Annotated in this window: 13 protein-coding genes and 1 riboswitch; of the genes, 12 read left to right on the top strand and 1 reads right to left on the bottom strand. The window is 31.5% G+C overall.

Features of this window, described 5'->3' with window-relative positions:
• The first annotated feature begins 229 nt into the window (after positions 1–229).
• Positions 230–349: riboswitch (FMN riboswitch) on the top strand.
• Positions 350–406: 57 nt separating this feature from the next.
• The 6 genes from BG262_RS08930 (at position 407) to BG262_RS08905 (ending at position 6,574) form a co-directional block, all read left to right on the top strand.
• Entirely contained in the window at positions 407–979 is a 573-nt protein-coding gene (locus tag BG262_RS08930; protein WP_070788548.1) for an ECF transporter S component, read from the top strand.
• A 235-nt stretch (positions 980–1,214) separates the two neighbouring features.
• Positions 1,215–2,285, top strand: a complete 1,071-nt coding sequence (locus BG262_RS08925) for an ABC transporter ATP-binding protein (RefSeq protein ID WP_070788547.1) — start codon at positions 1,215–1,217, stop codon at positions 2,283–2,285.
• Positions 2,285–3,163, top strand: coding sequence for a carbohydrate ABC transporter permease (locus BG262_RS08920; RefSeq protein ID WP_070788546.1), 879 nt, complete (start codon positions 2,285–2,287; stop codon positions 3,161–3,163). Before BG262_RS08925 ends, BG262_RS08920 begins: the two co-directional genes overlap by 1 nt.
• Before the next feature lies 1 nt (position 3,164).
• Positions 3,165–3,983, top strand: a complete 819-nt coding sequence (locus tag BG262_RS08915; protein ID WP_070788545.1) for a carbohydrate ABC transporter permease — start codon at positions 3,165–3,167, stop codon at positions 3,981–3,983.
• Complete coding sequence (locus BG262_RS08910) at positions 3,967–5,274, top strand: MBL fold metallo-hydrolase (RefSeq protein ID WP_070788544.1); 1,308 nt, start codon at positions 3,967–3,969, stop codon at positions 5,272–5,274. Before BG262_RS08915 ends, BG262_RS08910 begins: the two co-directional genes overlap by 17 nt.
• Before the next feature lies 1 nt (position 5,275).
• The gene (locus BG262_RS08905) at positions 5,276–6,574 is read left to right on the top strand and encodes an extracellular solute-binding protein (RefSeq protein ID WP_070788543.1); all 1,299 of its coding nucleotides are present in this window, start codon (positions 5,276–5,278) and stop codon (positions 6,572–6,574) included.
• A 469-nt stretch (positions 6,575–7,043) separates the two neighbouring features.
• Here BG262_RS08905 and BG262_RS08900 read toward each other — a convergent pair whose 3' ends face one another.
• The gene (locus tag BG262_RS08900) at positions 7,044–7,847 is read right to left on the bottom strand and encodes an alpha/beta fold hydrolase (RefSeq protein ID WP_070788542.1); all 804 of its coding nucleotides are present in this window, start codon (positions 7,845–7,847) and stop codon (positions 7,044–7,046) included.
• Positions 7,848–8,020: 173 nt separating this feature from the next.
• On the opposite strand from BG262_RS08900, the gene BG262_RS08895 reads away from it, so the two are divergent.
• From BG262_RS08895 to BG262_RS08875, 6 genes are all read left to right on the top strand, one after another.
• The gene (locus tag BG262_RS08895; protein WP_070788541.1) at positions 8,021–8,473 is read left to right on the top strand and encodes an 8-oxo-dGTP diphosphatase; all 453 of its coding nucleotides are present in this window, start codon (positions 8,021–8,023) and stop codon (positions 8,471–8,473) included.
• Positions 8,474–8,493: 20 nt separating this feature from the next.
• Positions 8,494–9,375: a hypothetical protein gene (locus tag BG262_RS08890; RefSeq protein ID WP_070788540.1), complete on the top strand. Its 882-nt coding sequence runs from the start codon at positions 8,494–8,496 to the stop codon at positions 9,373–9,375.
• 134 nt (positions 9,376–9,509) lie between these two features.
• The gene (locus BG262_RS08885; protein WP_070788539.1) at positions 9,510–10,256 is read left to right on the top strand and encodes an EAL domain-containing protein; all 747 of its coding nucleotides are present in this window, start codon (positions 9,510–9,512) and stop codon (positions 10,254–10,256) included.
• Entirely contained in the window at positions 10,238–11,380 is a 1,143-nt protein-coding gene (locus tag BG262_RS08880) for a GGDEF domain-containing protein (RefSeq protein WP_070788538.1), read from the top strand. Before BG262_RS08885 ends, BG262_RS08880 begins: the two co-directional genes overlap by 19 nt.
• A gap of 193 nt (positions 11,381–11,573) precedes the next feature.
• Positions 11,574–11,750 carry a hypothetical protein gene (locus tag BG262_RS10790; RefSeq protein WP_158006666.1) on the top strand — a complete coding sequence of 59 codons (177 nt, stop codon included), beginning with the start codon at positions 11,574–11,576 and terminating at the stop codon, positions 11,748–11,750.
• Positions 11,734–12,081 (top strand): GNAT family N-acetyltransferase, encoded by a 348-nt coding sequence (locus BG262_RS08875; protein ID WP_083312961.1) that lies wholly within the window; start codon positions 11,734–11,736, stop codon positions 12,079–12,081. Before BG262_RS10790 ends, BG262_RS08875 begins: the two co-directional genes overlap by 17 nt.
• Positions 12,082–12,104 lie beyond the last annotated feature (23 nt).

Genomic DNA, 12,104 nt, shown 5'->3' with positions numbered 1-12,104 from the left:
TAAGCTCATATGTGCTTATTTTTTTATTTGGAATGAATTTCCGTACATTAAAAAGAATTTTAATAAATAATAGTACTTTAAAGTAAAATAATTACGACATTTATGGTAAAATAATAGATGGTTAAGCGTTATCTTTCATTTCTTTAGCTTTGAATGTTGGCACATTTTTGGCACAAAATACTTTGGGCAGAAGTATTCCAGATGAAGAATTAAGTTATAGGTACGTTTACCAAGTCTTCAGGGCGGGGGTTGTTTCCCCACTGGTGGTATAGTCCATGAACCGTTAATTCGGCCGAACTGGTGAAATTCCAGTACCAACTGTCAAAGTCAGGATGAAGAGAAGACAGAGATTTTTAAATTTTTTAATAATTTCAAGTCTTCTAAATAAAAATTTAGGAGGTGCCCCATGAAAGATACTAAACGAATGGCACATATTGCCATATTAAGTGCTATTTCATTTGTTTTAATGCTCTTTCCGCAATTTCCACTTATTCCGGGTGCGGATTTCTTAAAGGTTGAGTTCTCAATTCTTCCTATTCTTGTAGGTTATTTAATGTTTGATTTAAAGGCCGCCTACATGATTCTATTTATCAGGTCTTTACTGAAATTCTTTCTAAATAATGAGGGTGTGAATACATGGATTGGACTACCGATGAATATTTTAGCAATCGGTATGTTTGTAACAATATTTGCTTTCATAAGTAAAAGAGATTTCACTAGGCAAAGGTATATTGTAGCCAGTATATGTGCAACAGTTGCCATGACCTTAACAATGCTTGCAATGAATTATTTCTATGCGATTCCATTGTATGCTAAGTTTGCTGGTTTTGATATTAAACAATTCATTGGAGTTGGAAAATATTTGCTAGCGATGGTAACTCCATTTAACTTACTACAAGGAGCATTATATTCTGTTAGTTTCTATATACTTGTAACAGCAAGTAAACATCTGCCTATGTTAGAAAAAAATCATAAATAATAATTATATAGCTCAATTTCTCATTTGGAGAAGTTGAGTTTTTATTACTTTGATATTAAACATTCGGAAATTAGTTACATGAATAACAATATTAGGCATTAAAAAGTAAAAAAATTCACTTTTTAAGCATTTTTTTTTGAAAAGTTATACAGAATTACAAAAGTTAGTGCTATAATTAATAGTGAAATAATTATTAAATTTTTAAAAAAGTAGATAGAAAAGCGGAGGAAATTCCATGCTAGAAGTTATCGATATCAATAAGACATTCGATAATGGATTTGAAGCCTTAAAAGCAATTAATTTTACGATTGAAAAAGGCGATTTAGTTTGTTTACTTGGCCCAAGTGGATGTGGTAAATCAACTATTTTGAATATTATTGCTGGCTTATTAAGTCCCACAAAAGGTGATATCAAATTTGATGGTCGCTCAGTTGTTGAAGTAGAACCAAAGGATCGAAATATCGGTTTTGTATTCCAAAATTATGCACTTTATCCTCATATGACTGTCTTGGAAAACATCATGTTCCCATTAACAGTGGGTCCTAAGAAAAAAGATAAGGCAGAAGCTCAAAAAATTGCTGAGGAATATATGAAACTCACAAATATTGAGGAACTAGCAGATAAGAAACCTGGAACATTATCAGGTGGTCAGCAACAACGTGTTGCAATTACACGTGCTTTGGTACAAAATCCAGAAGTTCTTTTATTGGATGAACCACTAAGTAACTTAGATGCTCGTCTTCGACTAAAAATCCGTGAAGAAATTCGTCGCCTAGTTAAAGAAGTTGGAATCACTACAGTCTTTGTAACCCACGACCAAGAAGAAGCTCTATCAATTTCTGATAAAATTATTCTTCTTAATGAAGGAGTTGTTCAACAAGATGATGATCCACAAAACCTTTATTTAGAACCTAATAATCTTTTTGTAGCAAAATTTATTGGTAATCCAATAATCAATACTTTTGAAGCAGAAGTAAAAGGTGATAAATTATACTTTGATGATTACTCTGTACCTCTATCAAACTTCAAAGAAGATAGATTCAAGGAAAAATTGATTGATGGAAAATATATCTTAGGCATTAGACCAGAAGATGTTCATCCTACAACCGATGGAATCTTTAAAGCTGTCATTAGCCAAGTTGAGTTGATTGGTCGTGAACGTATTCTTAATTTTTATTTGAATGAAGATAGATTCAAATCAATTGTAAGCGTGGAAGAACAAATCGATGCTGGTATGGAGCTTGCTTTTGATTTTGCTTATAATAAAGCCTTTATCTTCAAAGAAAGTGGGGAGAGGGTTTACTAATGTTTAAAAAATATAACCCAGAAAATCAGCCAAAGGCTTGGTTATTTCTATTACCCTCTCTGGCTGTTATCTTAGTATTTAACATTTATTCACTTTTCCGCTCATTTACTTTAAGCTTTCAAAAGGGAACTTTATTAAATCATAGTTTTGCTGGTACTGAAAATTATACTAGGGTTATAAAAGACCCAGTATTTCATAAAGCACTTAAGAACACAGCAATTTATGCCTTTTCTACAGTGCCAATTGGATTGATTCTATCGCTTATTATTGCATGGATAATATTTGAAAAGGTTAAATTTAAAAACTTTTTTGAGACAATCTTCTTTATGCCTTATGTGACTTCAACAATTGCTATTGGTATTGTATTTAGATATTTTTTCAATGAAAACTATGGAATTATTAACTATTTTCTAAGTTTCTTTGGAATCAAACCTATTAACTGGCTAAACAGTGTTAATATGAGTATTCCAACATTGATTATTTTTGGTATATGGTCAAGTCTTGCCTTCAATATAATTATCCTTCTTGCCGGTCTTCGGAATATTGATGAAGAGCATTACAAGATTGCAAAGCTTTTTGGGGCAGACGATTGGGAAATTTTTACAAGAATTACCTTCCCTCAACTTATTCCAACTCTTACTTTCTTACTGACTGTAAATCTGATAAGTGCCTTCAAAGTATATACGCAGGTATTTGCATTATTTAATGGTCAAGCAGGAGTAGCAAACAGTGCAACAACAGCTGTTTACTACATTTATGATAAATTCCATATTGCTAATCGTCCTGGTATTGCAATGGCTGCAACTGTGATTCTCTTTGGAATTATCTTAATTGTTACCTTCCTTCAAAATAAATTATTAGAAAAGGTGAATGATTAAAATGAAAAAAGTTTCTACAGTATTGTCATATATCTTCATTATAGTATTAGCGATTATTACAGTTTTTCCATTCATCTATATGATCCTTGCGGGACTGATGACTTATAGTGAAGCGACTAGTATGCCACCAACATTTTTACCGAAAAACTTCCAGTTTAACAACTATATACAAGTTTTTCAAAAAGCACCGTTCATTCGTTACTTCTTTAATACAGTATTTGTTTCCCTTGCAGTGACAATTGCTACATTGATTACATCAGTTTTAGCATCATTTGCACTAACAAGTCTACAATTCAAAGGTAAAAAAATTGTACTATTTGTAATGGTTGCCCTTTTAATGGTTCCTTATGAATCAATCATCTTCACAAATTACAACACAATTGCCAGAATGGGACTTCTAAACACTTATACTGCATTGATTATCCCATTCATTACAAGTATATTCTACATTTACTACCTAAATGGATACTTAAAGGGAATTCCAGCAACCTTTTATAAGGCAGCGAAAATTGATGGAGCTAGTGACCTTGAATATATCAGACGAATTCTTATTCCTCTGACAAAACCAGCCTTAGTAACAGTCGGAATTTTGACCTTTATCTCAAGCTGGAACTCATTCTTGTGGCCATTACTTGTAACCAACGACAAAAAATATCGCCTCTTGAACAACGGTCTATCGGCCTTCACAACAGAGAGTGGTAACGACGTTCACCTACAAATGGCAGCCGCAACACTTACAGTTATACCGATTCTAATCATTTACTTCATCTTTAGAAAACAAATCATCAGAGGGGTTGCTAAAAATGGAATTAAAGGATAAAAATAAAACAATTGTAACCTTCCATAGTGGAATCATGACTATTGGGGGAACAGTGATTGAAGTTTCATATAACGACTCACATATCTTTTTTGATTTCGGTACAGAATTCCGTCCGGAGTTGAATTTAAAAGACGAGAGCTTGGAAACACTTATAAATAACAGATTAATACCAGCAATCCCAGCGGTTTATGATAAAAATCTTTCAACTGATTTGGAACTTCCAACCATCGGAGAATTTAATCATACAGCAGTATTTCTGTCACATGTACATTTAGACCATTCTAAAATGGTTAATTATTTAGATGAAGATATCCCTTTATATGCTTTTGGAAAGACAGAACAATTACTAAAATCTTTAAATAGGGCAGGAACTTTCTTGATTCCTTCACCTGATAAAGAGCTATCATATGTTCGTCCTATTACAAAGGTTGAACAGGGTGAAATAGTTACTGTTGGCGAGATTACAGTTGAGATGATGCCAGTTGATCATGATGCCTATGGAGCTACTGGATTTCTAATCAGGACACCTGACAAGTTTCTAGTCTACACTGGGGATCTTAGATTGCATGGTTATGATGCACAAGATACAATTGATTTTTGTAATAATGCTCAAGATTGTGACATGCTTATGATGGAAGGAGTAAGTGTCAGTTTCTCTGATAATCCAAGAGAACTTGAGATTGATACCTTTACTGAAGAAGATTTAGTCGAAAGTCTTGTTGAATTAGAGCTTGAAAGTCCTGATCGTCAGATAACATTTAATGGCTATCCAGCAAATCTTAAACGATTTGCTAAAATAGTTGAACGTTCTCCAAGAACAGTTGTGTTAGAAGCTCAAATGGCAGCATTGCTTGCCGAGATATTTAATATAGAAGTTGCTTACTATTATTCATCTAAGAATCCTGAAAAAGTGGAATTCCTTGATGAGAGTTTAGAAATACCTTATGAAAATTTACTTACTGACAAAGGAGAATATCTTTGGCAAGTAGTTGATAATTTTGAAAATCTACAAGATGGTTCACTTTATATTCATAGTGATGCTGAGCCACTCGGAGATTTTGATCCAGCTTATGCTAAATTCCTTAAAATGCTTGCAAGTAAGAATATTGAATTTACTCGTTTATCATGCTCAGGTCATGCAAGGCCAAGAGATTTAGATAAAATTATTGCAATGATTCACCCTAAATTATTGGTTCCAATCCATACTTTGAAGCCGGAAAATCTGGAAAATCCGTATGGCGAAAGAATATTGCCTCGAAGAGGACAAAAAATTATTTTACAAGGAGAGTAGAATGAAACTCAAAAAATTGGCAACAATCGCAATGACTGTTGTAAGTGTAACTGCACTTGCTGCTTGTGGTAGTAAAAGTGATTCTAAGAAAGAGGATACAAAAAAAGATACAAATATTGTAACCGAAATCAAAGATGATACTACAATCACATTCTGGCATGCAATGAACGGTGCGCAAGAAAAAGCTTTAACTAAGATTACTGAGGATTTCCAAAAAGCAAATCCAAAGATTAAAGTTACATTGCAAAACCAACAAGATTACGGTTCACTACAAGCTAAAGTTAATTCAACTTTACAATCACCAAAAGATTTGCCAACGATTTCTCAAGCTTACCCAGGTTGGTTATATGATGCTTCTGAAAACAAACAACTTGTTGACTTAACTCCATACATGGAAGATAAAACAATTGGTTGGGGAGATCAAGAGAAGATTAAAGAATCATTATTAGATGGTGCAAAAATCAATGATGTCCAATATGGTATTCCATTTAATAAATCTACAGAGGCTTTATTCTACAACGAAACTATTCTTAATCAATATGGAGTAAAAGTTCCAACTACAATGGAGGAACTTAAAGAAGCTTCAAAAACTATATATGAAAAATCAGAAGGAAAAGTTGTCGGTGCTGGATTTGATGCCCTTTCTAACTACTACCTACTTGGTATGAAAAATGAAGGTGTTGATGTAACTAAAGACACTAAATTTGATAGCAAAGAATCAAAAGATGTAGTCAACTTCTATGCTGATGGAGTTGAGGCTGGTTACTTCCGCACTCCAGGTTCAGATAAATATATGTCAGTACCATTTGCAAGTCAAAAAGTTGCAATGTTTGTTGGATCAATTGCTGGTGAAACATATGTAGCAAAAGATGCTAAAAGTGCTGGATTTGAATATGGAGTAGCAGTTCGTCCTGCTAAATACAATATTCAACAAGGTACAGACGTTTATATGTTCTCAAGTGCAACTGAAGAACAAAAAACAGCAGCTTACCTATTCATGAAATATCTAGCAACTCCAGACGTTCAATTATACTGGGCACAAAACACTGGATATATGCCAATTCTTGATTCTGTAATTAAAGGTAAAGAATATCAATCTTCTCCAAATACTAAGATTCCTTCAATCTTAGAAAAAGATACAGAAAACTTGATTTCATTCCCAGTATCACAAAACTCTAATGCAGCTCTTAACAACACTGTACGTACAATCATGGAAAACATCTTAGCTAACCCTAAAGGTGACAGAGATAAAATGTATAAAGAAGGAACTAAACAATTAGAAGACGCTTGGAATCAATAAAACCATTGAAGTTGCGATTAAAACTCGCAGCTTTTTTGTTGTGTTAGTTTTATCGACATCGAAGCGTAAGCGGAGTAGCAAGGAATAATTCGTAAGAATTATGAACGCTTGCCACTGAAACTCAGAACTATAGTTCTGTAAGCTTTCATGGACAACGGAATGAAATGAAGTACGAAAAAAAGGTTCTTCGACGCCCTGCCACTAGAACTAACGACTTTAGTCGTTTAAGTTCTATGGACAACGTAATCCAGTGGAGTAGGTGATTTTACGACTGATTAAGGAGTAAAGAGCCAAAGAAAGTCGAAACCATTGAACTTGCGATTAAAACTCGTAATCTTATTTTACAAGAGATTAAATTCTCTTGTTTTTTCTTACAGAAAATTTCTTAGATGCTAATATATATATTATTGATATCTTGCCTTTCCAATTAAAATCAGTATAAAAAGAAGCTCAGTTATGAACTTCTTTTTTACAACCAATTTTTTATTAATGTTTCAAATACATCTTTTTGCTCAATTTGAAGATTATGGCCTGCTTTGTTTAATAGAATGAAAGAAGCTTGCGGAAAGAGTGGTACTAGACCCTCAAATAAGTCAACATATCCAACAGCAGTATCTTGCTTACCAGCAAATATTAAAATAGGTTTGTCAAATTTCAATTCTGCTAGTCTCGCATATAAATCAAAGGAAAAGCTGTAATTCTTTCTAAGCATATAGATGAAATTTTTATCAAAACACTTAATCCCAGGAATGATATCACTAGCATATCTATCGTATGTCTCTTTATTTGCAATGACAGCAAAATTTGAAAAGTATTTTCTATTCTGCTCTGAAAGAGTAGCCATAAATTCCTCATCAAAATCTGTAAAGTTTTTTGATGTTTTTCGACGTTCATCGTGATTTTCTACAACCATTGGACATATTTCAATTGCCTTAATCACGCGCTCTGGCATGATAGAAATAATTCCATTAACCAGATAACCACCATACGATTCTCCAGCAAGAATAAAGTCACCTTTAATATTATCCTCAATAAAAGCAAGAAGTGCTTCAAGAATTTTATCGCAAGAGGCAAAGCTTAAAGGAGCATTTGATAATCCCATACCTGGTAGATCAATGTATATCCGTTGAAATCCATCGATATCCTTAAAAATTGGTTTCATGCAGCCCACCAACAGACGCATATCGCATGATAATCCATGAATCATTAGAATTGGTGTACCGTGACCATATATTTTGTAGTGCATTTCAAGTTCTTGGTATCTGTAAAACATAATATTCTCCTAACATCTTTCAATTATAGTTGATTAAAATAGAAGTAAGACGAGACGACGAATTGATGATAGAACTGGAGTTCATCGAGATAAGTCAACGATGTATTAGTCTATTTTTAAGTGACTATATTATAACATATCATGGTATAATCAATTAAACACAGGAGGTACTTATGGCGCGGGCAGAAAAAGCAATTTTGACAAATATGTGTATGATTGAAGATGATGACTTTATCTTGGTTCAGGACAGGATGAATCCAGATTGGCCAGGACTAACATTTCCAGGAGGACATATTGAGCATGAAGAATCTTTCCATAATGCAGTAATAAGGGAGGTGTGGGAAGAAACAGGACTCACTATTCAAAATCCCTATCTATGTGGATACAAGCAATTTCAGACTAATGATGATGAAAGATATGTGGTATTTTTCTATAAAACTGATGAGTTTTCTGGTGAATTGAAATCATCAGATGAAGGAAAAGTATTTTGGATTAAAAAAGAAGAACTTGCAAATTATGAATTGGCAAATGATTTTCTTGAAATGTATAAAATATTTGTAGACGATAAACTCAGTGAATTTTATTATCGTCAAAATGGTGATGATTGGCAGATAGAGATATATTAATGACAAAGGAGTTATAATTTATGAGAAGAAATAGAAAAACATTTTTATATTTTCTTTTACTTTGTCTTATCTCTGTAAATTTGTCAGCATGCAAGAAAAATAATAAGGAAGAAAGTGTTAATAATTCTATGGAAATAACAGATAGCTCTTCAAAAAATAAAGATTTTAAAGTTAACAACAATGAAGAAAAAAATATTTCAAGAAGTGTTAAGGCTATCCTAGACTGTATTTATGGTGGAAATGAGAATGATGTAAATAGATACTTTACTCAATCATATTTGAAGATGAAAAATGATTTTTTAAGTTCGATTGTTAATAAAGAAAAACATATGATTAGTATGAAGGGAGACTTTCAAACATTAAAATTAGTTTCAGGTCGTGATACATATAGTGCAGAGGATATAGTGAATGAGTACGCTAAAACATATTTAGAAAATGTATCTAAGATTCATGACTACAGTATCGATAATTTAGACCAAGATGGAGAATATGCTCTTGTTTCTATAAAAATCAGACCAATAGCAGGTGCTTCTGAAATTAAAGATAGTCAAGGTGCTAGAATACAAGTTTTTGGTGATGAAGGGGATGATACCATAATTAGAGAATCAGATAATACAAGTCCTCAAGAAACAAATTCACTACTTGAGTTGAAGCTGTTTTCTACTTATTATGGGCAAATGAATCAAGTTCCATCTTTTTCAGATCAAGAAAAAACAATCAATTTTAAGCTTAAAAAAAATGATAATGAATATAAATTAGACCCAGTTGAATACAAAAAATTGATTGAGCAAGCTAGAGATGATACATATTCTAAAGACAAAAAGGAAAGTGGAGACTCAAATCCAGAGTCGAAAGAATATGAAATAGCAAGTAAAGAATCTGGTCAAAAAAGTGAGAGATAGTAGGTTATTAATCCTGTTTTTAATTTTTCACATATGATTAGTACAGATGAAAAATCTCGATTTCTTATAATATTTATAACCTATGATATAATTTTGTTATGAGTTATTTTTATTAAGGAATGAGAATTTTATTTATGGAAAAAAACAGAATCGAAGAAATAGAGAACCTAAGTCTTGCTTTTCAGCCTATTGTCGACCTTTCTTCAGAAACAGAATACTTGGAATTTGAAATATTACTTAGAAATAAGGAAGATAATTCATTTCCGGCAGCATTATTTAATGATTTAATAAAGGATGAATATGTATATAGTGAATTTATAAAGTGGTTTAAAAGTGAATTGATAAAACAAATCAATAATCATCCGAATTATAGATTTTCAATTAATTTTTTCCCTGTGCAATTAAATTTTGAAAGTACATGGTCTTTCCTTAAAGATATGAGTTCCTATTCTAGCAATATTATTATTGAGATTACTGAGCATCCAGAACCTTTTAGAGATCATTTTGATATAGAAGATAATCAAGCTGAATTCGTGATAAATATTGAAAAAATCGCAGGATTTGGCTATGACATTTCACTGGATGATATTTCATGCGGTCAATATAGTCTAGAATTCGTTCTAAAAAATATTAAAAATATTAGAAATTTAAAATTTACTTTACTACCATTTAGAAACCATGAATTTGATGACATTGCTATTTTCATTGTGGCTTGGTATAATCTTGCTCAGAGACATAATAAGAGATTTATTATTGAAGGAATTGAAGATAAGGAATTAAGTCAAAGCATGTTGGATATAGGATTAACCTATCAACAAGGTTATAATTGGCCAATGTTTAGGGACTTAAAACAGGTAGAATTATGTGGCAACTCTCAGTAATCTTTTGCTTAATGCCAACAGTTATAACTAGTCTGCTCATATCATATGATGCAATCATTAAAAACTTTAGAATATCAAATGTTAGAATGTTTCAAAGGTATTTTATATTGTTGATTATCTATGCAATATATTTATACTTCACTCTATCATTCACCACAGTATCTTTGGGGTTCTATTGTTATGAATATACGCTCGCCATATTTATAAGTCATTATATTTCTAAGCAAAAAGGTAAGTTACTTTTTATTGCAACACCTTCATTAGTCTTTGCATATTTTTTAATCAATAATGATGTAGTAATAAAGCTTGATATAAAACTGTATATAATAGGAGTTGTATTATTATTTGCTTCAACTTTCATAGAAAATTCAAAAATTCCAAACAGAGATGTAAAAATACTTCTAATCCTTACTGTCGAGATGATTATTACGATCATATGTGATTTCTTTGTATATAATTTAGATGATTTTAAAACAGCATTTAATGTTGAAATTCTTGTATTCCTTGGCTCTATAATAATTATTTACTTTTTCGAAAGATTTTTTAGATTACAAGAAAGACAAAGAGATGAAATCAATACAGCTTTAAAGAATGGTCAAATTGATAAGTTAACTGGAACATATAATTTTACAGCGTTTGAAGAATATAGTGAGTTTGTGTCTAAAGAGTATGATGACTATTCAGTTTCAATCCTCGACTTAGATAACTTTAAAAAGTTTAACGATAGCTACGGACATCTAGAGGGAAATAGGGTATTAGCAACTTTTTCACAAATAATGCAAGATACAATGAAAATGTTTATGCAGGAATCAGAATATAAAATATTTAGATTCGGTGGTGAAGAATTTGTAATTGTCTTTTTAAATAAAAGATCACAAGAAGTTAAAAACTTTCTTATAGCATTAGAGGTTGATTTAAAGACATATTACGAGGAAGAAGAGACACCTGATTATAAGGTGACTTTTTCTGCAGGAATAAAGAGAATAAGAGAAAAAACATTTAACGGTGTTAATTTAGCAGTTGAACTTGCCGATAAGACACTTTATAAAGCAAAAGAAGATGGACGAGATAGAATATATACATATGAGGAAGTCTTCGGCACGCTTAATCAATTTGAATTTTGAAACAAAGTAAAATCTTAAGATAATTCTTAGGATTTTTTTGTTAAAAAAATGATATACTTATAATAAATTTATAATATAAATATATTATAAGTATATAAATATATAAATTAAATATATAGAGTAAATGATACTTAATAGAATATTTTTCACTACGATGTTTCATTCATATGTATCATAAGGAGTAGGAAAATTTATGAATCATATTTTAGAAAAACAGTTTTTAACTGACTTTGGTATTGATAAAGTAGATAACAAGAATATATTTATCTGTAAAGAAAAACAACAGGGTGGAAGATTCTTTACTCAAGATGTTGGTAATATTGTTGTCCATTCTGGGAAATTAATTTGTAGAGCTGATAATCAAAATTAATGACTTCAAAGAATGTTTTTGCTTTGATGAAGAATATCCTGAATTACTAGGAGCAGCGATTCTATCAAACAATGAAATAGTAGCTATGGCAGGTATAAATCAAAGTGGAAAATATACCCTTGAAATTGGAATAAGTGTCTTACCAGAGTATCAAGGAAAAGGATATGCAACTAAATTAGTGAAATCAATTACAGCTAGAGCTCATCTTGAGTTTCCTGAAATGATTGTTACTTATGACTCTCAATTCACTCACAATCAATCTATTAATGTTGCAATAAGAAGTGGATTTGAACAAGCTTGGTCTGAAATATTTTTTAGTAAAAATAAATAATATTTGATTTAAGAATATGCATT

Source organism: Floricoccus penangensis, assembly GCF_001832885.1.
Lineage (GTDB): Bacteria > Bacillota > Bacilli > Lactobacillales > Streptococcaceae > Floricoccus > Floricoccus penangensis.
The sequence above is the reverse complement of the archived record's forward strand: the minus strand, read 5'-3'. Positions and strand labels throughout refer to the sequence as shown.